Here is a 24,240-nt window from a genome sequence, read left to right on the forward strand (position 1 = left end):
GATCGAATACAGCAAAGACGGCCAGAAAGGCTTTCTGAAATCGGCAGAAGACGTTAAGAATCCAAGCCTCAAAGCCTTCCTGACCGAGCGCGCCGCTGGTTGTGGCCAAGCTGTTTCGGAGCTTCAGGCCGAGGTCCGTCACTTGGGCGGTGACCCGGAGACTTCCACCAGCTTCACCGGTGACCTGCACCGTGCCTGGATCGAAATCAAGACAGCCTTCACCAGTCACGATGACGAAGCGGTGATGAACGAGACCGAGCGTGGCCAGGATTATGCCCTCAAGGCATACCGTGAAGCGCGTGAAAAGCTCACCAAACTCAACGTTCCTGCTGCTGCCAACAGCCTGGTGCTGGTTGATCGTCAGCTGCAAGGCGTGCAGAAAAACCACGATGAAGTAAAAGCACTGCGTGACAAGGTCCGCGCCCAGTCCTAAGTGACCGGGCCTTCTACCCGATTGCGGCCCTTGGCCTTGGCCCGGTAGAGCGCTTCATCCGCACCACCCAGCATGGCTGCAAGGCCCTGCTGGGTGTTTGCGCTGAGGCTGCCAATGCCGATGCTCACCGTGACCGGCTGGGTGTCGTCGCCGAAAGGAGCGAGTCGCTCGACACTACGGCATATCCGTTCTGCCAGCAGCCGTGCACCTTGCGCGTCGGTTTCTGGCAGTACCACCTGAAATTCCTCCCCGCCATACCGAGCAGCCAGATCGGCCGGCCGACGGATGCAGGCCTCGATGGCCTTGGCCACCTCGCGCAGTGCGTGATCACCGCCCGCATGGCCGTGGCGCTGATTGAACGCCTTGAAATGGTCCACATCCACCATCAGCACCGTCAGTGGCTGGCGGGTACGCTCGGCACGTGCCCATTCCTGGCGCAGCATTTGATCCAGGTGCCGGCGATTGGCCAGGCCGGTCAGGCTGTCGGTCGCGGCCAAGGTCGCCAGGCGCTGCTCAGCCTGGTAACGGCGACGCAGCTCCCGGCCGAGCAGCCAGGTCAACCAGATGATCCCTGCACACAGCAGCCCGGTGGCGACGCTGACCAGCAGCGCCGTGCGGCGCCAGGACGCGAACACCTCGTCGGTGGCATGCACCACCAGCACGATCAGCGGCAGGTCGCCCACCCGGGCAAAGGTATACATGCGCTTGCTGTTATCCCCGGCTGAGGCCGCGACGAAGCTGCCACTTTGTTGCCCGAGTATCCGCTGGAAATTGGGCTTGCCGGCGTACTGGCTGCCGACCGACGGATCAGAGGGGCCCATAGGTTGGCGGGCCAGCAGCTGGCCGTCGACGTTGAACAGGTTCACGCTGCTGTGGGCGCCGATATCCAGGCGTTTGAACAGATCGGTGACATAGCCAAGGCGCAGTGCGCCGGCCGCAATCCCGGCGAAATTGCCGTTCGGGTCGGTAATGCGCCGGCTGAAGCTGATGCACCAGTCCAGGTCGCCCAACCGGGCCTTGAACGGCGGCCCCACCAGCAGGGCGGTGTTTGGGTTGTGCAAGTGGGTCTGGAACACGCCCGTGTCCCGGAAGTTGGCCTTGCGCGGTACGCTGCTGGTCGAATCACCTACCACGTCACCATTGCTGTTCAGCCACAGTACATCCCCGCGTTTGCGGTCGGCGAAGGTGTCATCGAACAGCAGCCGTTGGCGCAGGGGGCCGGGTACCGAGGGCAGCTCCTTGCGGCCTACCGCCCAGATCAACCCTTGAAGGGCCTGATCATAAAGCTCGACATTGCGCAGAATGTCACTTTCGATCAATTGCACGATGTTGTTGGCCGAGCGTACGGCCGACTGCTCAACGCTGTCACGCTCGCGCATCAGCAAGTAGCTGACGATGGCCACGATGGCGAGCACGGCCAGGCAACTGCCCAGCACGAGAGCCAGTTCAGGGTGCGACCGGGAAGAGACAAGGCGTAACGGTGAGGTAGGCATGGTCGCGACTGCTGGGGGCCATTTGCGGCGGCGACATTCTAGGCAAGTGGTGATTGTCGGACAAGTTCGCCCGACAGAATCACCGTGCGGCAGGGATCACCCTGCCGCACGGATTAGCCAGTGGCTGCACCAGGCTGTCAGAACACGTTCAGGGGGTAGTCGACGATGACGCGCACTTCGTCGTTGTTGCTGTTGCCGTCGATCGAGGCGTAGCCTTGACCGCCGCGGTGCGTGGCGTAACGGACCAGCACCGAGAGGTCTTTGAGGTCGCCTTCCTGGAACACGTACTTGACGTCCAGGTCGCGTTCCCAGTGCTGGGCCTGCTTGCCATCAGCCCGGTAGTAGTCGTAGTGGCTGTTGTCCTGGGCAGCCTTGGTCAGGTCGGCCTTGCCCCGCGAGTACGACAGCGATGCGCTCAGGCCAGGCAGGTCGAGGCCGGCGAAGTCATACCCGTACTGAAGTTTCCAGGACCGCTCGTTCGGCGCGTTGAAGTCCGAATACATGCGCGAGTTGTCCAGGTAGACGCTGTCTCCGAGGTTGATGTAGTCGAACGGCGTATCGCCGTTAACCCGCTGATAGGCGGCGGTCACGGTATGAGCGCCTGCATTGAGGGTCAGGTGCAGGCTGTAGGTGTTGTTGTCGATGCTGCCCAGCAAGGCCCGGCCTGTGTCTTGCGTATGGTAGAAGTGGGCGCCAGGGTTGAGGCTGACCTGCTCGTTGACCACATAGGTGTAGTCGAAGTCGGCGTAGTACTGGTTCCAGATGTCCTTGAGTTCAGCCGCATACACGCTGGTCGTGATGTTGGGTGTACCGCTCCAGGCTGCGCCCGCCCAGCTCAGGTGCTTGCTCTTGTCGCGCTCATCCAGTGAGCCGTAGTAGGTGTCGATACGGCGATGGCCGCTTTGGTTGTAGGGCTTGGTGAAACTGACCTTGCCACCCTCAAGCAGCAGCCCTTCGACGCTGGTGTTGGTCAGGCTGATACCCCGGAACGTCTGCGGCAGCATGCGGGTTTCGCCACCGGCGATCACGGGGTTGGTCAGAAACAGATCACCGGCCTTGAACTCGGTGTCCAGCGCCTTGAGCTTGAGCGCCGCGCCTGCGGTGGAAAACGAATGCGGGGCTGCCCCCAGTTCACCGTCGATTTTCACATGGGTCGGCAGGATGCTGGTGCCTGCATGGCCACCTCCACCGTCGAGCTTTACCCCCAGCATGGCGTGCGCGTCCAGACCGAAACCGACAGTGCCTGGTGTGTAACCGGATTCGAAGCGCGCCACTGCCCCTTGACCCCATTCCCGCGTATCGCGTGCACCGTGATTGTGGGTATCGCGGTTGAAATAAGCATTGCGCAGGTGCAGGTTCAACGACGATCCCTCGACGAAACCCTCGGCGTTGTCATCGGTGGCCTGAGCCGTGACGGGAATACTTGCACTGAGCGCAATGAAAAGCGGGGTGAAGCGAAACGCGAAAGACACCGGTATAGACTCCTTGATCGGTAGGCGGGGCAGTGCTTGTTATAAAGGGATGGTCATGCTTGGCGCATGACAAACTGCCAGGAAAAAACACAGCGCATACGAAAAAAAGCCGCTGATAGGGCAGCGGCTTTTAGAGGCTAACATATTGAAACAGATGAATCCCATGGCGCTTGTTGAACGCGCCGAGGCGTAGGCTCAGCTGTCGGCGTCGGTATCGACAACCGCTTTGGACGCTGTCTGCGGCGAGCCTTTGACGGTGTCGGCATGCTGTGTGGCCACTGTTTCACGGGCCTCCTGATGGGCCGCCGCAAACTCGGCGTTGCGGGCCACGAATGCAGGCGACTCTTCGGCCATGGCCAAGGGGGACAACAACAGGGACGACAGGACGAACACGCTGGCAATACCCATACTGTTGGACATTTCTAACTACCTTCTTGCGGTGCAAGTGCTAATGAGGACAGGGGTAAAGTTAGTCGTGTGGAGTCAGTTTAAACAGAGCGAAGTTGGATAAGCACTGTTGCGTAAAAGGTAAGTATCAGGGCTGGAATGGCGGGGATTTTCTTTGAAATGCCCGGTTTAGAGCCTTGCAGGGAATAGTGAGGGCCGAGGTTCAGAGTGGGCGTTAGGGGGCTCACATTCAGACGGTTACCGGACGTGGTCGGAGCACACGCTTGCCTCGGCCAGAACGGCCACGAAGGTGGCAGCTTCAGGTGCTCAGCTTCGCAGCTCACATTGCCGGGGCCGCAAAGCGGCCCCGCCCCTAGAACCCGATAAACGCGTAATAAACCGGTGGCTGGTCGGTCACCTGTACCCCATGCGCCTGTAACTGTGCCTGCAATGCCGCATCCTCGACATGCAGAACCCATGATCCCCAGGTGTCCTGGGGCTGCTCTGCAAGAGCTGTGGCAAACGCCTGCATGTCAGGCAAGTAGGCAGTAAAGCCGTTGCCTTTAAGCGCGCTAGTCGTCATGCCCAGTGCATGGCAGACCGCCACCTTGGCCGCGATGTCTTCCCTGTCTGCCTGCCGAGAGGCCTGCACCAACGCCTGCAACTGGGCATCGACCAACTGCGTGCCGTGGATCAGCTCAGGCCCCTGTTGCCAGGCCTCAGGCGGGCAATCCTTGCCCTCGGGCCGCAAGGGGATGTGCGGGTTGATTTCAACCGGATAGATCCTGCACACCAGTGGGCGCTGGTCGTAAATGGCGCACAGGTCGTTGTCGTCCAGATAGCGGCAGCGGCCAGGGTTGAAGGCCGCGAAGGTTACCGACACCCGGATCTGGCCGTCGGCACTGGGCACGGCGTGAGAGCGCAACAGCACATGTTCGCGTTGCTCAGGAGGCATGCCAGGGCCGTCGACGACGAATGCCTCTATCAGCACGATTACCTGCCCACCGTCGCGGGCCCAGCGCTGCGACTCGACTAGGGTCAGGGGCACATGGTGGCCGCTGCAGCACTTGCCGCAGCCGGTGCAGGCGAAACGCAGGCTATCGCTCACTTGGTTTGCGGGCTCCATTCACTTACATACGCCCGCTGCTGCTTGCGGTCATACAGGCACAACTCGGTACCGGTCCGCTGCTTCATGTGCTTTTGCGGGTACACGCCTTCGACCAGCAGGGCGCTCATGCCGGTCTGGTCGTCGAACTCGGCGGGCTTGCCGCGAGCATGGGCGTCCTTGAACTGGCTGGCAGCCAGGCAGGCCTTGAGCATCTGCTGACGGTGCTCGTTCCAGGCCTGGCTACTGGAGGCCTGGACGAGGCCGCTGAACAGGGCGCAACTGATCAGGATTAGGCTGATACGTTTCATGCGTGGCTTCCTGCTGGTTGCGAGAGGGTCTGGAAGTATGCCCCAGTCAGTCCGAGGGGCAAACCCGCAGCCGTGCTGGCAGGTCAGCGCTCAGCGAAGACCACGGCCCGCGCCGCCACCACCAGGCAGTCGGTCAACTCGGGGGACGAGAACTTGGTCAAGATGGCGTTGGCCCCGGCCTGGGTCGCCTTTTCGCTGCTCATGGCGCTGTCCAGCGAGGTGTGCAGCAGCACGTACACGTGCTGAAAATCGGGGCTCTCGCGCAGGCTGCGGGTGAAGGCATAGCCGTCCATCTCGCTCATCTCGATGTCCGAGACGATGACATTGATCTCCTGCGCCGTGCCTTGCAGCTCCAGCAGAATGCCGATGGCGTCCTTGGCACTGCGGGCGGTACGGCACTCGATCCCCAGGTTGCGCAGGGTATGCACCGACTGTTGCAGGGCGACGTTGCTGTCGTCGACCACCAGGATGTTGGCGGCGGCCAGCAGGCTGGCGTCCTCGACGCTCAGGCCACTGGCGGGCGATTCGACGGGTGCCGGGGCGATGCCGTGAATGACCTTCTCGATGTCGAGCACCTGCACCAAGGTGTTGTCCACACGGGTGACGCCGGTGATGAACGACTGTTTGCCCGCACCGTAAGGCGGCGGTTTGATGTCGGTGCTCAGGCAGTGCACGATGCGGCTGACCGCCTGAACATGCAGGCCCTGGCGCGAGCGGCTGATCTCGGTGACGATCAAGCACCCTGCGTTGGGGTCGGCCAGCGGTCGCTCGCCAATGGCGCGGGACAGGTCGATGACCGACAGCGGGTGCCCGCGCAGGGTCGCTACGCCTTTGACATGGGGGTGGGACTCGGGAAGCTTGGTCAGCGCCGGGCACGGAATGATTTCGCTGACCTTGAGCAGGTTGATTGCCATCAGCTTGCCGCTGCGCAGGGTGAACAACAGCAGGGACAACGCGTCCGCGCGGGCATTTTGCTTGGCCATGGTGACCTTCGGTGGGGAACAGGGGATAACAGGTTATCGGCCTGTTCCGTCAAGGCTTTAGGGGCGCCTGCGCTAACGTTCGCGCAAGGCTTCCTTGGCCCGGTTGAGGGGTTTGATGAGGTAGTCGAGTATGGTCTTCTCCCCGGTGCGAATATCCACCGTGGCGATCATTCCCGGCACGATCGCAAACTGCTTGCCGGCCTTGTTCTGCAGGCTGTCCTGTTCGGTACGAATGAACACCCGGTAATAATAGATTTCAGGTTTGACCTCGTCCTGCAGGGTATCCGGCGAAATCCCCACCACCTTGCCGTCCAAGCCGCCATACACCGAGTAGTCGTAGGCGCTGATCTTCACTTTCGCGGCCTGGTCGGGGTGAATGAAGGCAATGTCCCGTGGCGCGATGCGGGTTTCGATCAGCAGGCGTTCATCCATCGGCACGATCTTCATCACCTGGCCGCCGGGCTGCACCACACCGCCCAGGGTGTTGACCTCGATGTCCTTGACGATACCTCGCACAGGCGAGCGCAGGGTCAGGCGCGTCAGTGAGTCGCTGCGGCCACGAATCACCTCCGACAGGCTGTCGGCCTCGGCACTGGCCTTGGCCAGCTCTTCTCTGGCTCGCACCAGGTACTCCGAGCGCGCCTCGGTGGCCTTGAGCTCCAGTTCCGAGCGTTGACGGTTCAGGCGGATGACCTCGACGCGGCTGGAGGCGCCCATCTTCGCCAGGTTTTCGGTGATCTTGAGCTCGCTGCGCACCAGCCGCAGCGAGTCTTCGATACCGGCCAATGTCTGCTCAAGGCCACGGCGGCGGGTGGTGTACAGCGCCGTCTCCGCCTCGATCAGCTCGGGCGAATCGCGCAGGCTGGCCGGGAATTTCAGCGGCTTGCCCGTGACCTCTGCCTGCAGCCGCGCCTGGCTGGCCTTGGCCGCGCGGTACTTGGCTTCGCTTTCGCCCACGCTCGATGATGTCTTGGTCGGGTCAAGCTGGGCCAGGACCTGGCCGCGCTCGACAAGATCACCCTCGGCCACGCTCATCTGCGCGACGATGCCTCCTTCGAACGACTGGATCACCTGTTCGCGGGAACTGGGGATGACCTTGCCCGTGCCGGTGGACACCTCGGTCACCTCGAACCAGGCAGCCCAAGCCAGGAATGCCGCCAGCATCACCGCGCACAGGGTGATCAGGCGCCCGGCCCGAAACACCGCCTGGTCATCCTGACCATCGAGATAAGAGGCGGGAAGTTCATGGTTGCTCATGCCTGCACTCCTTGCAGTTTGGCCAATGCGGCGTCGCGCGCGTCGTCGATCACGATACGGCCGCCGTCGAGCACCAGGATGCGGTCCACCCGTTGCAGCACGCTCAACCGGTGGGTGGCGATCACCAGGGTGCGGCCCTGGCAGAAGCGGTCCAGGTTATCCAGCAACCGGCGCTCGGTAATGTCATCGAGCGAAGCAGTAGGTTCGTCCAGCAGCAGCACCTGCGGCTGGCGCACCAGCAACCGCGACAGCACCAGGGCCTGGCGCTGCCCACCGGACAGGCCCAGGCCGCCTTCGAGGATCAGGTGATCCATGCCTTTGGGCAGGCGCCGCACGAAATCCAGCGCACCAGTGGCCGACAGCGCCGCCACCAGCTCCTGATCGCTGGCCTGGCCGGCGCCCAGGGTCAGGTTCTCGCGCAGGGTGCCGTGGAACAGCCTGGCGTACTGGGCCAGCAAACCTACGTCACGGCGCAGGTCGGCCGGGTCCAGGTGCGCCATGGCGATACCGTCCAGGCTCACCTCGCCCTGCATCAGGTCCATGCTGCCGGCCAGCGCCTGCAGCAACGTCGACTTGCCAGCGCCGTTGCGGCCAAGCACGGCAATGCGCTCGCCCGGACGAATGTCCAGCTGCGCGATGTTGAGCACAGGCGGCGCTTCTTCGCTGTAGCGGAAGGTGGCCTGGCGCAAGCGGTATTCACCGCGCAGGGCAGGCATGTGCACCCTTGCCTCGCCTTCGGGATGGTCCACTGGCGATTGCATCAGCTTGTCCAGCCCTTGCAGGGCCACCTTGGCCTGCTGCCATCGGGTCAGGACATGGGTCAGCTGGGCCAGCGGCGCCATCATGCGCGAGGCCAGCATGGAGGCGGCCACCAGGCTGCCGGTGGTCAGGTCGCCGGCGATCACCATGGGCGCACCGATCACGATGACCACGGCGAACACGGCCCCTTGCACATTCTGCGTCCAGGCCACCAGCCCGTTGGTGAGGGTGCGCAGGCGCAGGTTGGTGTGGGCGCAGGCGGCGTTGTACTGGTTCCATTGCCGCTCGAAACGCGCTTCGGCTTGCAGGGCCTTGATCTCGTCCAGGCCTTGGATGCTCTCGACCAGCATGGCGTTGCGCAACGAGGACTCGCGCATCGAGGCATTGGCCAACCGTGCCAGGCGCCGCTGCGCGAGCAGGCCCGGCACCACCATCGCCACCAGGGCTACGATCGGCACGAACACCAGCACGCCGCCGATCAGCCAGAACACGAACAGGAACAGCAGGAAGAAGGGCAGGTCGGCCAGTGCCGTCGCGGTGCTGGAGGTGATCAGGTCGCGGATGGACTCCAGCTCGCGCAACTGCGAAATGAACGAGCCGGTGGACTTGGGCCGCACCGAGTTGCGCAGGCGCAGGGCGTGGCCGTAGACCAGGTCGCTGACGCGCAGGTCGGCTCGCTTGCCCAACAGGTCGGTGACCTTGAGCCGCAGCAGACGCATGCTGAAGTCGAACACCAGCGCCAGCACCACGCCGCCAAACAGCACATACAAGGTTGGCAGCGATTCGGCCGGAATCACGCGGTCGTAGACCTGCATCGAGAACAGCACCCCGGCCAGCGCCAGTACGTTGGCGACCAGCGAGGCGATCATCACTTGCCCGTACGGGCGCAGGTCGCGCAGCACGATGCGGGCGAACCAGTGACGGTCGTACGGGGCGGTGTAGTCATCGGTGCGCACATCGCGCAGTGGCCGTGCAGGGCGCAGCAGTGCAACGCGGGTGATCCTGCCGTGCAGCGCATCGCGGGGCAGGCGCGAGGTCAGCCCTTGATCACCTGCGAAGACCACCGCCAGGTCATCCTCCTGGGTCACCGACTCGACCACGGCCAATTGGCCGTCATCAAGCTCCAGCACCAGCGGCGTGCGCCATTGCCGCAAGCCTTTTGCGTCGAAACGCACGAAGCGCAAGGCCAGGCCGGCCTGGCGTGCCATGTGGCGCAGGATTTCGTCCAGGGGCCGGGCATCCTCATCGGCGGCCAGGCGGATGCGCTGGGGGGACACGTCCAGACGATAATGGTGCGCGACCTGCAGCATCACCTCCAGCCAAGGGCCGAGGTCAGCCCGCGCGCTGGTGGCAGGTGCCGGGGTGTGGGCCTGTTCGGGCAGTGTCACATTGACCGGATCGCTCATGGCTGAATCTCCACACCTTGCAGGTTACGCCCCTCGAGGCCGAAGGCCGCCCGCAGGGCGCCCGTGTTGTAGAGGCAGTCCACGTCCAGGCGCAGCAGGTCGGAACGGGTGCCGGCCAGTTCGAAGCGCGACTGGTAGATTTCCTGCTCGGCATTGAGCAAGTCGAGCAGGGGGCGCGTGCCCAGGTCCAGGTACTGGCGGCCGTAAAGCATCCGCGCTTCCTGAATGCTGTCCTGACGGGCCTCGAGCGAACTCAGGCGGCGGCCCAGCCCCGCTGTTTGCGCGGTGGCCTCGGCCAGGCCGCGGCGGGCCTGCAAGCGCGCGGCATCCTCGGCCGAATCGGCGGCCGTCAGGGCATAGCCCGCCGCGCGACTGCGGGCACTGATGGAGCCGCCCTGGTAGATCGGCACCTCCACGTTGAGGTAGATACCGGCCTGGGTACGGTCCAGGCGTGAGTTGTCACGGTTGTAGTCATTGTCCAGGTAGTGGTTGACCTGGGGTTGCAACGACACGGTAGGGTAGGCCTCGGCCTTGGCCTGGGCCAGTTCGGCCTGGCCCTGGGCACGTTGGGCAAGCGCCATCAGTACCGCTGGCAGGCGCTCGTCGCCCTGGCTCGGCCGCTTGCAGGCCTGGGCCAGTTCCCGAGGCGTTCGTTCGTCCAGGGAGACCGGCGTGGCGCGTCCGAGCAAGGCCGCCAGGGTCGAGCGCCAGCGCTCGTATTGGGCACTGTATTCTTCCAGCACGGCGCGGGCGCTTTGTACCCGCGACTCGGCCTGGACCACGTCGGAGCGGGTGCTGGCGCCCATGTCACTGCGCTGGCGGGCCATGTTGGCAATGTCGCCCACCCCGCGGACCTGGTCACGGGCAATGCCGATCAGCTGCTCATAGCGGCGCGTTTCGATCCAGGCGTAGGCCGTGTCGCGGGCCAGGTCATCGACCACCAGCAGGATATTGGCCTGGGCCCGGGCGGCTGCGGCCTGGGCAGCGCTGACCGCATGATCGACCTTGCCGAAGTCGTACAGCATCTGCTTGAGCGACAGGTTGATGGCCTGGCTGCTGCGGTCACCGCCGTAGCCGGTGTCATAACCGGTACGCAGGCCGCCGGAAATCTGCGGGTAATAACCTGCGCGGGCGACATTGATACCTTCGCCTTGCTTGTACAGGTTGCCGATGGCCTCGGCGATGCTCGGGTGCCATTGCGCGGCTTGCAACACGGCCTCGGACAGCCCCAAGGGCTGTGCGCCGGCGACCGGGGCCATGCCCACGGCGGGCCTTGCCGGTACCGCGTCAGGCGCGTCCCTGAGCAGGGACGGCCCGATCTGGCGTAATGCAGGGTCTATGTCATCGGCGGCCTGGGCCACCTGTTGAAAATTCAAGGCCAGGAGCCCGAAGGCTCCCAGCAACCACGGTGACAGCGTACTGCTTGGCTTCACAGAGTGTCCTTACTGCTGGTCATCGTCCTTGCCGCCGGGGGTGTACCCGGCGGGTTTGCAGCGGCCTCAGACCACATGGATACCGCTTTGCACCCACAAGTGGTGACTCGGATCCTCCTGGGCCGTGTATTGGTTATAGTCGATACCGTCGGCAGTTTGGTTCCCCACCTTGCTCCAGGTGTCGGTCATGTGAACCGAGTCACTTTCGTCCCCCTTGATGATCAGCGTGTCGCTGGCGCTGTCGGTGACCGCCACCACATCGGCCAGGGTCAATGTCAGGGTCACTGCGCTGGTGTCGTTGAGGTCGATGGTTTCGATCTCGTGCACCCGCCCGACCAGGTTGCCCAGGTCGATGCTGGCATCCCCGCCATTCCAGAGCAGGGTGTCGCTTGCGCTTGCTCCGTTGATGCTGGCAAAGGCCTGGTCGCTGATGACCAGCGTATCGTTGCCCGCGCCCCCGTCGAGCGCGACCGCGCTACCGGTGCTGGCCACGAGCGTGTCATCGCCATCGGTGCCGGCGATCACCTCGCTGGCAGCGACTGCGGCGACACTGGCCAGCGCCGCGCCCTCTTCACCGGTGTCCGCCATGATCGCAGCGGTGGCGGCAAAGCCGGTGACCGGGTCGAGGTTGATGGTAAGCGTGGCGGTGTCGGTGGTGCCGTTGGGGTGGGTCAGCTCGTAGGTGAACACTTCCCGTTGGCCGATCACCGACGCGCTTAGCCCGGCATCGAGGGTATAGGCGTAGCTGCCGTCGGCCTGTACCACCAAGGTACCGTAGTTGCCCTGGACGATGGCCCCGTTGTAGCCCGGAATGGTGAAGGTGTTCGCCGCCGTGAGCACGCTCAGCACCGTCAGGGGCGAGCCCAGGTTGTCGGCGCCCGCGCCGTCGGTCAGCAGGTTGCCGGTGACCGGCGTGTAGCTGCCCACCACGAACTCGTTGAGGTGAGTGGCCGTGGCATTGACCGTGGTGGTCAGCGAGCTGAGCAGCCCAATGCCGCCTGCGGTGACCCGCACGTGGTAGGTGCCGGCGCCCTGGTTCTGGAAGGTGTAGCCCGCACCGCCGCCCAGCAGGGTGACCAATGAGCCACCACCCACGGTCTGCACCGTCACGTACTGCCCGGTGGCCGGGTTGAGCTTGAGCAGTTCGAGCGTGGTGCCGTTGAGCAGGGTCAGCAGGTTGGTGGAGTTGAGCACGACCTGTACATCAGCAGTGGTGTTGGCTGCCACGGTGGTGGTGTAGGTGGCCGAGCGGGTACCGAGCACCGGCAAGGACAGCGGTGAGAACGTGGTGGTGCTGCTGGTTTGCAGGTTCACCAGGCTGATGTTGGTGTTGTCGACGTCGTTTACCGCATCCACCACGGTGGCTGGTGCTGCGTAGTTGGTGTTGCTCCACACCTCGGTGGCTTGTGGGCTGTCGATGCGCACGTACAGGTTGGCGGTGTCGGACTTGCCGTTCGGATGCACCAGTTGATAGCTGAATACATCCACCTTGCCGACGCTGCTCGGGCTGCCGTTGGGGGTGTAGGTGTAGCTGCCATCGCCTCTGATCACCAGCGTCCCGTACTGGCCCTGCACGGTGGTGGCGCTGCCAGCGGTCACGTAGCTCCCGCCTTTGAGCACCTGCAGGACTGCGTCGCTGTCCGGCCCCCGCGCATCGGTAGTGCCATCGATACCCACGTCGGTGACCACGTTGCCGGACGTTGCAGCGCCTGTACCGGTGAACTGGGTCAGGCTGGTGATATCGACCTGCAACGTGGTGTTGACCGTGGTCAGCAGGCCGATGCCGCCGCTGCCCACGGTCAGCCGGTAGTCACCGGCACGCAGCTCGCCGATGTCCACGCGCAGGCCTTGGCCCAGCGGCAGCAATACCAGGTCGAGCAGGCCCTGGCTGTTGCCGGTGGCCAGCGTCACCCAGGCGCCACTGGCATTTTTTACCTGCAAGGTGAAGGTGGCGTTGTCCAGCAAGGCCAGAGCGCTGCCCGTGTTGAGCGTCAGCGTGGGGTCCGCCGTTGTCCCTGCGCCCACTGTCCAGGTAAAGGTCTTGCTGAAGCCTGCCAGCAGGGTGCTGAACGAGTCCTGGTAGGTGCGGCTGCTGACGACGGGCGCAAGGTTGACCACCGCAGTGGCCAGGTTGTCACTGGCGATGACCGGTGCATTGGCGTCCACGTCGGGCGCGGTAATGGTGACGTTGCCCGACACGTTGCCGCGTGGGTCGCTCAAGGTCACCGACAGCAGCTGGCCATTGTCCTGCGGTGGGTTCAAGGCCACGGTGAAGCTGCCGTTAGGCTGCACGGTACCGGTTTGCAGCACCGTGCCGGTCGCGCTGCGCACGGTGACAGTGGCGCCGGGCTCGCCAGTACCGGTCAGGCTGGTACCGTCGGCATTGACCTGCAGGTTGCCGGCGACCGCTGGCGGAGTGAAGTCCGGCGCCGTCAATGCAGTAGGCGTTGAAACGTTGCCGGCTGCGTCCGTGAGCGTGACCGACAGCGCCTGGTTGTCGATCTGCGCAGCCGCCAGGCTGACCACGAACAACCCGTTGCTGCCGACCGTGGCAGTGCCCAGCACGGTGCCGGCGCTGTTACGCACCTGCACCGTGCTGCCGACCTGGCCCGAGCCGCTGACGGCGGTGCCGGTGGGGTTGATGGTAGCAATCGGCGCGGCAGGCGGCGTGGTGTCGGGTGCGAGCACGCTGGCGCTGCCGGACAGGTTACCGGCGGCATCGGTCTGGCGTACCACCAGCAGTTGCCCATCGTTCTGCGGTGAGGTCAGGGCGATGGTAAAGGTGCCGTTGGCCTGCACCACACCGGTACCGACCTGGCCACCTGGGCCTTGCACGGTAACGGTAGCGCCTGCTTCACCGTTGCCGGTCAGTACGGTGCCCGCACCGTTGACCACCACGTTGGTCGGCGCAGCAGGTGGTTGGACGTCAGGCGCGGTGAAGGCGGTGTTGCCAGAGGCGTTGCCCGCCCCGTCGGTCAGGCTGACGTTCAGCACCTGGCCGTTCAACTGCGGGGCGTTGAGGTTGATGCTGAACTCGCCGGCGGCGTTGACCTGCCCGGTGCCCAGCACCACATTGCCGGCGCTGCGCACGGTCACTGTCGCGCCCGCTTCGCCGGTGCCGGTCAGTACCAGGCCATTGCTCGACAACGCGGCGATGACCGGGTTTGCAGGCGGGGTGATGTCTGCCGCCACCACGAAGGTCGGCTGCGATTCGCCGCCAACCAAGGCAACGGCCGTGACGGTCAGTTGTTGCCCGTTGAGTTGTGCGGCCGTCAGTTGCAGGCTGAACGTGCCGTTCAAGGTGGCGCCGCCGACACCGATCTGGTTGCCCGCCGCATCGTATACCCGAATGCCCGTTCCCGAAGGCGCATTGCCCGACAAGGTCAGGCCATCGCTGGCCAGCACGACGTTGGTAGGGGGTACCGGAGGGGGTGCCAACGGCGTGACGAAGGTGATGCTGGCAGACGTATTGGCCGCCGCATCGGTCTGGTAGACCACCAGCGACGCCACCGAGCCGGCAGGCGGACTGGTGACGATCTGGAAGGTCCCGGCGTCGCTGACTTCACCGGTACCGATCACCGTCCCGTTTTTGCTGATGGTGACGGTTGCGCCTGGCTCGCCGCGGCCTGTTATCACGGTGAAGGTGTTGTCCACCGCCAGGTCTGTAACGGCACCGGGCGGCGAGGTATCCCGGGCCAGCAAGGTGGCCGGGATCGACGCGTTGCCTGCTGCGTCGATGGAGACCACGGTCAGAAGCTGGCCGTTGTTCTGGGCGGGGTTCAAAGTGACAGTGAAGGCACCACCCGCCGCTACCTGGGCGGTGCCGACCTCGTCACCGTCCGGCCCGCGCACGCTAATGGTAGTGCCGGCTTCGGCCGTACCGGTGAGGGTCTGGCCGGTGGCATTGAGCACAAGGTCGCCCGGCTGCACCGGTGGGGTCAGGTCAGGCGCTTGCAGTTCCACGCCCGGCGATGGGTTGCCGGTGGCATCCTGGGCGATGAGTGTCAGCACTTCACCGTTGATCTGTGCCGGCGTCAGTGCCACCACGAAGCGGCCGTCAGCGGCGACGACCACCTGGCCGACCAGGTCGCCCTGGCTGTTGAGCACCGTCACGCGCGCCCCGACTTCGGCTGTGCCGACCACCTGGGTGCCGCTGCTGTTGATGGTCGCCACCACCGCTTCAGGGGGCGTGATGTCCAGGGCAGTCAGGGTGCTGACCGGCGAGACGTTCTGGGCAGCATCGGTCAGGGTCACCTGCAACCGCTCGCCATTGAGCTGCGGGGTTTGCAGGGTGATGGTGAAGGTGCCTGCGGCGCTCACCACTCCCGTGCCGATCTGCGTCGTGCCCACGAACACCCGCACGGTGGCGCCCACTTCGCCGACACCACCTAGGGTGTCGCCTGCCGCATTGAGGCGCAACTCGGTCGCTGCTGCTGGCGGCGTCAGGTCGGGCGCCTGCACCGTGACCGCCTCGCTGACGTTGCCAGGTGGGTCGGCCTGCAACACGGATAGCACCTGGTTGTCGATCTGAGCCGGCGACAGGTCCACACGGAAGCTGCCGTCTGCCAGGACCGTGCCCGTGCCCAGCGCCACGCCCGCTGCATCCCTGACGGTTACCGTGGATCCCGGCTCACCCAAGCCGGTGACCACGCTGCCATCGGCGTTGATTGCCACCTGAGTCAATGGCTCTGGTGGGGTGAAGTCAGGCGTTTGCAAGGTGGCGATCGGCGAGACATTACCGGCCGCATCGGTCTGGGTGAAGCTCAGCACCTCGGCGTTGGTGAGCGGCGGGTCGAGGGTCAGCGTGAAGTTGCCGCTGGCATCGACGATGGCGCTGCCGATGTCCTCACCCGCTGCGTTGGTGACGGTCACTTCTGCGCCGGCTTCGCCGCGCCCCGTAATGGTGACGCCGTCGCTGGAAACCGCCAGCTCGGCCGGTGCGGTTGGCGGCGTGGTGTCGGGCGCGGTGATGACGCTGGCGCCCGATTGGTTGCCGGCGGCGTCGGTCAGCAGCACCTGAACCTGTTGCCCATTGGCCTGAGGCGCCGTGAGGTTGACCTGGAAGGTGCCATCGACGCGCACGGTGTCGGTACCCAGAACACTGCCGTCGGCAGCGATCACCCGTACGGTGACGCCTGGCTCGCCTGTACCGTTGAGCAGGCTGCCACCGCCAGCGAAGGCCAGGTCCTGTGCAGGTGTTGGCGCGGTGCGGTCCGGTGCGGTAAGGCTGACGCTGTTCGATTCGTTACCGGCCACATCGGCCTGGCTGGCATTGAGCAGCTCGCCGTCCAGTTGTGCCGTCGTCAGCGTGGCGCTGAAGTTGCCAGCGGCATCGACCACGGCAGTGCCGAGTTCGATACCACCCTCGCCGGTGATGGTCACGGTAGCGCCCGGCTCGCCGCGGCCGGTCACGACCAGGCCATCGCCTGACAGCACCAGGCCGGTCAGCGGCAGCGGCGCCGTGGTGTCCGGCGCCTGCAGCGTGGCAGGTAGCGAAACCGCGCCGTCGGTGCCAGTGGCGGCGATCAGAAGCACTTCGCCATTGGCCTGCGCGCTGCCAAGGTTGACCGTGAAGCTGCCGTCATTGGCCACTGGGCTGCTGCCCAGGAGTTGCCCATTGGTGCCGTACACGTTGACGGTGGTGCCGCTGGCTGCCGTTCCCGATACCGAAAGGCCGTCGGCTGCCAGGACCAGGTCTGCCGGGGTTGCCGGTGCCAAGGGCCCAGGGGCGTTGATCGATTGGGCAGGCGATACGTTCTGCGCTGCATCGGCTTGCACCACGCTCAGGGTTTCACCCACCAGTGCCGCAGGGCTCAGGCTGACGTTGAAACGACCGTCGGCTGCGACCAGGGCTGTGCCCAGCAGGCTGCCATCGGCTGCACTGACGCGCACGGTGGCGCCGGCCTCACCGGTGCCCACCAGGCTCGCGCCGTCGGCGGACACGGCCAGGTTACCGACGGCAGCTGGCGGCGTGGTGTCCGCTGCGGTATAGGGCGCAGCGGTCGAGACATTGCCGGCAGCGTCGGTGGCGGTCACCTGCAAGGCCTGACCGTTGGTCTGGGGGGCATTGAGGGTGATCTGGAAGGTACCGTTGGCAGCGGCGACTGCCGTGCCCAGCACGTTGCCGACGCTGTCGCGCACGGTCACTGTGCTGCCTGCTTCGGCGCTGCCGGTCATCTGCAGGCCCGAAGGGGCGAGCAGCAGGTCGATCGGCGCGTCGGGTACCGTAAAGTCCGGCGCAGTCACGGCAACCGCCACCGATGTGTTGTTGCCCGCATCGGTCTGGGTGACGCTCAGGCGCTGCGCGTTGAGCTGGGCGCTGTCCAGGGTCAGGGTGAAGCTGCCATTGGCCGCGACCAGTCCTGTACCGAGGATGGTGCCGTCGACCCCGCGTACGCTGACGGTGGCGCCTGCTTCGCCCAGGCCGGTCAGGGTCAGGCCGTTGTTGTTCAGCACCACGTTGGTCAGGGCGGCCGGGGGTGTGAGGTCTGGCGTGGTGAGGTTGACGGCGACCGAGGTGTTGCCGGCGGCATCGACCTGGGTGACGCCGATGGCCTGGCCATTGGCTTGGGGCGTATCGAACACCACGTTAAAGCGGCCGTCCACACCCACAGTCGCCGTTCCCAGCACCGCGCCGGAGGCGTTGCGCACCTGCACGGTAGCGCCGGGTTCACCGCTGCCGGACAGCTGCCGGCCATCGCCGCTCAACTGCGCGTCGCTCACGGCTGCCGGCGGTGTGCGATCTGGCGTGACCAGGCTGGCCGGTGCCGACACGTTGCCAGCTGCATCGCCGAGGGTGACCTGCAGCGCGCTACCGGTTGTCTGGGCGCTGGGCAGGGTGATCTGGAACTGGCCACTCTGGTTGACGGTACCGGTGGCCAGTACGGCGCCGCTGGCATCGCGAATCGTCACCAGCGCCCCGGCCTCACCCTGGCCGCTGACGACCGTGGCTGCGTCGTTCAGGCTCAGGTTGTCGGCAGCCAGAGGCGCCTGCAGATCGGGGGCTTGCAAGGTCGCGGCCAATGACACGTTACCGGCCGCGTCCGCCTGGGTCACGATCAGGTTCTGGGCATTGGCCACTGGCGGAACGAAGTTGATCGTGAACAGGCCATTGCTGCCCACGGTCGCGCTGCCCAGGAAGTTGCCCAGGCTATCGCTGACGCGCACGGTGGCGCCCACTTCGCCCTGGCCGGTCAAGGTGCTGCCGATCCGGTCGATGGCCACGTTTGTCGGTGCATCCGGTGGCGTGGTGTCTTCGGCGACCACGGTGGCTGGCACCGAGGGCTGACCGCCTGCCGTCGCTCGCGCGGTGACCTGCAATGTCTGCGCATTGAGCTGGGCATTGAGGAAGAACACGCGGAAGATGCCATCGGTGCCAACCGTCGCCGTGCCCAATGTGGTACCGGCGGATGTCACGGTAATCAAGGTACCGACGGTGCCCTGGCCGGTCAGCAGGAAGCCGTCGTCGCTGATCGCCAGGTTGCTTGGGGCCGCGACTTCGTTGCCGGTCGGGCCTTGCACCTGTACTTCGGTGGAGGCGTTGCCGGCCGGGTCGATCACGACCACGTCGACCGTTTCGCCCGTGCTCAGGGGCGGGTCGACCGGGATCACGAAGGTGCCGTCCGGGCCTGCCGTTTCACTGCCGCGCTCGGAGCCATCAGGATTGCGGATGACCACCGTGCTGCCAGGTTCGGCCGTGCCGCCGACCGTGGTGCCATCGGGGCTCACGCTGACATCGGTAGCTGGCAGCGGATCGGTGTTGTCCGGTGCTGTCACGCTGATCGGCGCCGACGCATTGCCAGTCGGGTCGGTGACCACGACGGTGACCGTCTCTCCATTGTTCTGCGGGGTGGGCAGCGTCACGCTGAAGCCGCCGTCGGCATCTACTGGGACAGTGACTTGGCCCCCGGCACTGTCGCGTACCGTGACGGTCTGGGCGCCAGGTGCGTTGCCGGTGACAGTGGTGCCGTCTTCGCTGACCACAACGCCAGTGGGTTGCGCAGGTGGGGTGATGTCCGGCGCGGTGACCTGACCGGGCAACGAAACGTTGCCGGCACCGTCGATCAGCACGACGTCCAGCACTTGCCCATCGAGCTGCGCGGGTGACACGGGGACGATGAAATTGCCGCCCTCAGGCACCACGACGCTGCCCAGCACGGTGCCGTCAGCGGCACGTACTTCTGCCGTGGCGCCAGGTTCGCCAACGCCCTGGATGGCAGTGCCGCCCGGGGTGATGACCAGACCCGTGGCGGTTGACGGTGGAGTGCTGTCGTCAGCCGTGAGCGTGGTTGGAGGTGACAGGTTGCCCTGTGCGTCGATGAGGATTACCGACAGCACTTCACCATTGGTTTGTGCGGGGGTGAGAGGGACTTCGAAGTTGCCATCGACCCCTACTTCGACGCTGCCCAGCACATTGCCGGCGACATCGCGGACCTCGACAGTGGTCCCGGCCTCACCTTGGCCGCTCAGTACATTCCCTGCGCCATTGAGCGTGAGGCCAACAGCCGCCACAGGCGGTTCGAGGTCAGGCGCCGTCAAGGTGCCAGGAACGGAGGCGTTGCCGGCGGGGTCGGTCTGGGTGATCGACAGCGCCTGGCCACCGAGTTGCGCCGGTACCAGGGTAACGCTGAAGTTGCCGTCGGCTTGGACCTCGGCAGTGCCCAGCACGATGCCAGCGATGCCGGTCACCGTGACTTGTGCGCCGGGCTCGCCCGTGCCCGTGACGACGGCGCCATCAGCGGACACCAGCAGGGTGCCGGGTATGGCAGGCGGTTCATTGTCTGGTGCAGTCAGGTCGACGGCCTGGGACAGGTTGCCGGCGGCATCGCGCTGTTCGATGCTCAGCACTTGGCCATTGGTCTGCGCGGGGTCGAGCGTGACCGAGAATGCGCCGTTGTCGCCTACTTGGGCAAAGCCCAACACGGCGCCGTTCGGGCCGCGCACGGTCACCGTGGCGCCGGCTTCGCCAGTGCCGCTCACCACGCTGCCTGCGCCGTTGATGACGGCGTCGGCGACCAGTTGGGGTGGCGTAGTATCCGGCGCAGTGAAGGGTACCGGGCCTGCGCTGTTGCCCAGGTTGTCGGTGGCTTCCACGCTCAAGTTTTCGCCGTTGCGCTGGGCGGCGGACAGGGTGACGTCGAAGCGTCCGTCGGCGCCCACGGTTGCGCTGCCCAGCACAGCGCCGCCTGCGTCGCGTACGGTGATGATCGAGCCGACCTGACCTACACCGGTGAGGTGGATACCCGCGGTGTCGATAGCCAACGCGGAAGGCTGCAACGGGCCGTCCAGATCGGGCGCCGTGACGGTGACGCTCGAGGTATTGCCTGCGCCATCGCGCACGGTGACTTCCAGGGTCTGACCATCGGTCTGCGGCGGCGTCAGTTGCACGCTGATGACGCCGTTGGCACCGATCTGAGCCGTGCCGAGCACGTTGCCATCGGCATCGGTGACCTGCACCGTGGCCCCTGCCTCGCCACGTCCGGTCAACACGCTGCCGTTGGTGCTCAACTGCAGATCGGTAGGTTCATTGGGGGCCGTGATGTCGGGGGCGACGATTTGCACGGGCAGCGAGGGGTTGCCGTCGCCATCGATGGCGACCACATCCAGGGTTTCGCCGTTGGCCTGGGCCGGTGTGAGGCCCACGGTGAAGCTGCCGTCAGGGTTGGCCTGAACGGTGCCGATGATATTGCCCTGAGCATCGCGCACTTCCACCTGACTGTTGCCAGGGGCTGTGCCACTGACCGAGGTGCCGTCGCCAGCCACCACGATGTCGGTCGGGCTAGCCGGTACGGGGGCTTGCGAGACGGTGACGTCTATCGCCGTGGAGGCATTGCCGGCTGCATCGGTCTGCACCAGCGTGATGGCCTGGCCGGCCACCAACGGCGCATCGAGGTTGACGACGAAGGTGCCGTTGGCCGCGACGGTGCCCGTGCCGATGACCAGGCCCTCGTCATTGCGCACCTGCACGGTGGCGCCCGGTTCGCCCCTGCCTGCAACGGCGAGGCTTCCCGCACCCGCCTGAACGTTGCTGACCGGTACCGGCGGCGTGATGTCGGGGGCGACATAGCCTAGCGGCACCGAGCTGTTGCCTGCGGCGTCGGTGACGGTCACGGACAGGGCCTGACCGTTGGCCTGGGGCGGGTCGAGTGTGAGGGTAAAGGTGCCGCCGGGCTGGGCGATGGCGCTGCCGATCAGGGTGCCGGCGGCGTCGCGCACTTCAACGCGCGCGCCGGCCTCGGCCGTACCGCTCAAGGTCACGCCGTTTTCCAGCGCCAGGTTGGCCGGTTGCAACGGCGCCACCTGGTCAGGCGCGGCCAGCGAGCTTGGCACGGAGACGTTGCCGGCTGCATCGGTGAGGGTGACCTGGAGCGCCGAGCCGTCGATCACCGGCGTCTGCAACTGCACCACGAAGCTGCCGTCGGCTTGTACTGTGCCGGATGCCAGCAGTTGCCCCTGGTCGTTGCGCACTTGGACAGTGGTGCCGGCTTCGCCGCGCCCGGAAACGGAGGCGCCATTGGCGCTGATCACCAGGTCGGTGGCAGGTTGCGGCGGCGTGGTGTCCCCGCCGTTGTCGATCACAGGCGCAGTGACCGAGCCCGGCAATGAGGCATTGCCGGCGGCGTCGGTAGCATTGACCTGCAGCTGCTCGCCGGCCACTTGTGGCGGGTTCAGGGTGATGCTGAAAACACCGGTCGCACCCACTACGGCCGAACCCAGCACAGTCACCCCATCAGCGGCCAGCACGCGCACGGTACTGCCAGCTTCGGCGCGCCCCGTGACGATGCTGCCGTCGCCATTGACTTGCAGCTCGCCGGGGATGGCCGGTGGCGTGATGTCCGGCGCCGTCACCTGCACAGGCAGGGAGGCATTTGCGGCGCCATCGATGGCCACTACGTCGAGCAGTTCGCCGTTCGCCTGAGCCGGGTTGAGCACGACGGTGAATGTGCCACCGGCGCCTACCACCACACTGCCGACTACGTTGCCATCGGCATCGCGTACCTGCACCTGGCTGCCTGCCGGGGCCGTGCCGCTGATGCTGGTGCCGTCCTCGGCCACCACCAGATCGCTCGGGCTGGCCGGGGCCGGAACCAGAGGAACGTCGAACAGCAGCGGTTCGGACGCATTGCCGCTTGGGTCGGTCTGCACGAGGTTCAGGCGTGCGCCGGGCTGGGCAGGTGGGTTGAGTTCGAGCAGGAAGGTCCCGTTGCCACTCACGATGCCGCTGCCGATTACGCTACCGTTCGCATCGCGCACTTCTACGCGCGCGCCCGCTTCGCCTCGACCGGCCACGGTCAGGCCGGCGTTACCCACCACCACGTTGCTTACCGAAGCCGGCGGCGTGATGTCCGGCGCTTCGAACTGCAGCGGGGTCGAGGTGTTGCCGGCGGCATCTACCAGGCGTACATCGAGCGCTTCGCCGTTGGCCTGCGCGGGTGTCAGGGTGATACTGAAGTTGCCGTTTGCATCGACCAGGCCGGTGCCGATCACGGCCCCGCCAGCAGTGCGTACCTGCACCGTTGCGCCAGGCTCGCCGCGACCGGTCAGCGTAACGCCGCCTTCAAGGGCAAGCGCGGTTGGTTGGGCAGGCGCCAGCAGGTCGGGGCTGACCACGGTGGCTGGGGTGGAGGCGTTGCCGGCGGCATCGGTGAGCACGACTTGCAGGGTGCTGCCGTCCTTGACCGCCGGGTCCAGGGTGACCTGGAAGGTACCGTCGGCATTGACGGTGCCGCTGGCCAACAGGTTGCCTTGACCATCGCGTACCTGCACGGTGGCGCCAGCCTCGCCGCGCCCGTTCAGTTGCGCGCCGGCAAGGTTGATGGCCAGGCCCGTGGCAGGTGCAGGCGGCGTGTTGTCCACGGCGTCGATGTCGGGCGCTGTGACATTGCCCCCAGCAGAGGTGTTGCCCGCCGCGTCGGTGGCCGTGACCTGCAAGACCTCGCCGTCGACCTGCGGCGGGTTCAGTGTGATGCTGAAGCTGCCGGTGGCGCCGACCACTGCACTGCCCAACACCGTGGTGCCATCGGCTGCCAGCACGCGCACAGTGCTGCCTGGCTCGCCACGTCCGCTGAGCACCGTGCCGTCGGCATTGACGGCCAGTTCGCTTGGCGTTGCAGGCGCAGTGATGTCCGGGGCGATGATCTGGGTGGGCAGGGAAGAAAGCCCTGCACCGTCGATCGCGACCACATCGAGCAGTTCGCCGTTGGCCTGCGCGGGTGCCAATTCGACCGAGAAGCTGCCGTCAGGGCCTGCGACTGCGCTGCCCAGCAACGCACCGTCCGCGCCGCGCACTTCTACCCGAGTACCTGCCGGGGCGGTACCGGTCAGGGCGGTACCGTCTTCTGACAGTGCCAGTTCAGCAGGGCTGGCGGGCGGATTGGTCGCTGGCACCGCGAATGTCACGGCGATCGAAGCATTGCCGCTGGGGTCCACCTGGATCAGGCTCAGTTGCTCACCGGGCTGCGCGGCAGGGTCGAGATTGACCAGGAAAGTGCCGTTGGCGGTAACCACGCCGCGACCCAGCAGGTTGCCATCGATGTCACGCACTTCAACCGTGGCACCGGCTTCGCCACGGACACTGAGTGCGGTACCCCCTGGGCCGACCAGGAGGTTGGTCACGCCTTCGGGTGGCGTGATGTCCGGGGCGTTGAACTGCAACGGCTCAGACGTGTTACCCGCTGCGTCGACCAGGCGTACGTCCAATGCCTGGCCGTTGGCCTGTGCAGGGGAGAGGGTGACTGTGAACAGGCCGTCGTCACCGACGATTGCCGAGCCGATCAGGGTACCGGCTGCGGTACGGACCTGCACGGTCGCACCTGCTTCACCGCGGCCAGTCAGGGTCACGCCGCCAGCCAAGGCCAGTTCGGTTGGCTGTACCGGGGCGATCAAGTCAGGGGAGGTAACGGTCGCGGCCTCGGACACGTTGCCAGCGGCATCGGTGAGCGTGACCTGCAGGTCGCTACCGTCTTTGACGGCGGGGTCCAGGTTGACAGTAAAGGTGCCATCGGCGGCCACGGTACCGGTTGCAATCAGGTCACCGGCCGCATTGCGCACTTGGACCGTGGCTCCGGCTTCACCGCGACCACTCAACTGGGTACCCGCCACACCCACTACCAGGTTGGAAGCCGCTTCAGGCGGCGTCGTATCGCCGCCGCCGTCAATGTCCGGCGCAGTGACCGAACTGGCCTGGGATGCATTGCCCGAT

The 24,240-nt window shown here is 65.7% G+C and carries 11 protein-coding genes; 1 reads left to right on the forward strand and 10 read right to left on the reverse strand.

All coding sequences use genetic code 11. The annotated features are described in order from the left end of the window. The first annotated feature begins 1 nt into the window (after position 1). Positions 2–433, forward strand: coding sequence for a PA2169 family four-helix-bundle protein (locus ACK59L_RS17845; RefSeq protein ID WP_409275107.1), 432 nt, complete (start codon positions 2–4; stop codon positions 431–433). On the opposite strand, the gene ACK59L_RS17850 is transcribed toward ACK59L_RS17845, so the two are convergent. The 10 genes from ACK59L_RS17850 to ACK59L_RS17895 all read right to left on the reverse strand — a co-directional run. After that, positions 430–1,926, reverse strand: coding sequence for a diguanylate cyclase domain-containing protein (locus tag ACK59L_RS17850; RefSeq protein WP_409275109.1), 1,497 nt, complete (start codon positions 1,924–1,926; stop codon positions 430–432). The two genes, ACK59L_RS17845 and ACK59L_RS17850, sit on opposite strands and share 4 nt — an antisense overlap. 137 nt (positions 1,927–2,063) lie before the next feature. After that, positions 2,064–3,398: an OprD family porin gene (locus ACK59L_RS17855; RefSeq protein ID WP_409275111.1), complete on the reverse strand. Its 1,335-nt coding sequence runs from the start codon at positions 3,396–3,398 to the stop codon at positions 2,064–2,066. A gap of 195 nt (positions 3,399–3,593) precedes the next feature. Beyond that, positions 3,594–3,818, reverse strand: a complete 225-nt coding sequence (locus ACK59L_RS17860) for a hypothetical protein (RefSeq protein ID WP_078479089.1) — start codon at positions 3,816–3,818, stop codon at positions 3,594–3,596. A 340-nt stretch (positions 3,819–4,158) separates the two neighbouring features. Further along, positions 4,159–4,893 (reverse strand): YkgJ family cysteine cluster protein, encoded by a 735-nt coding sequence (locus tag ACK59L_RS17865; RefSeq protein ID WP_409275114.1) that lies wholly within the window; start codon positions 4,891–4,893, stop codon positions 4,159–4,161. Continuing rightward, positions 4,890–5,201: a hypothetical protein gene (locus tag ACK59L_RS17870; protein ID WP_182140207.1), complete on the reverse strand. Its 312-nt coding sequence runs from the start codon at positions 5,199–5,201 to the stop codon at positions 4,890–4,892. The genes ACK59L_RS17865 and ACK59L_RS17870 overlap by 4 nt, the downstream gene beginning before the upstream one ends. A gap of 83 nt (positions 5,202–5,284) precedes the next feature. After that, positions 5,285–6,184 (reverse strand): chemotaxis protein, encoded by a 900-nt coding sequence (locus tag ACK59L_RS17875; protein WP_058639429.1) that lies wholly within the window; start codon positions 6,182–6,184, stop codon positions 5,285–5,287. Positions 6,185–6,256: 72 nt separating this feature from the next. Then, positions 6,257–7,441 carry an HlyD family type I secretion periplasmic adaptor subunit gene (locus ACK59L_RS17880; RefSeq protein WP_409275117.1) on the reverse strand — a complete coding sequence of 395 codons (1,185 nt, stop codon included), beginning with the start codon at positions 7,439–7,441 and terminating at the stop codon, positions 6,257–6,259. Then, a complete protein-coding gene (locus tag ACK59L_RS17885; RefSeq protein ID WP_409275119.1) occupies positions 7,438–9,606 on the reverse strand; it encodes a type I secretion system permease/ATPase in 2,169 nt (722 codons plus the stop codon). Before ACK59L_RS17885 ends, ACK59L_RS17880 begins: the two co-directional genes overlap by 4 nt. Further along, positions 9,603–11,039 (reverse strand): TolC family outer membrane protein, encoded by a 1,437-nt coding sequence (locus ACK59L_RS17890; protein WP_409275121.1) that lies wholly within the window; start codon positions 11,037–11,039, stop codon positions 9,603–9,605. Before ACK59L_RS17890 ends, ACK59L_RS17885 begins: the two co-directional genes overlap by 4 nt. A 66-nt stretch (positions 11,040–11,105) precedes the next feature. Then, on the reverse strand, positions 11,106–24,240 hold a 13,135-nt coding region (locus ACK59L_RS17895), incomplete at its 5' end, for a BapA/Bap/LapF family large adhesin (RefSeq protein ID WP_409275123.1).

The sequence above is a fragment of the Pseudomonas sp. KCJK9111 genome, from assembly GCF_046231935.1.
Taxonomy (GTDB): Bacteria; Pseudomonadota; Gammaproteobacteria; order Pseudomonadales; family Pseudomonadaceae; genus Aquipseudomonas; species Aquipseudomonas parafulva_B.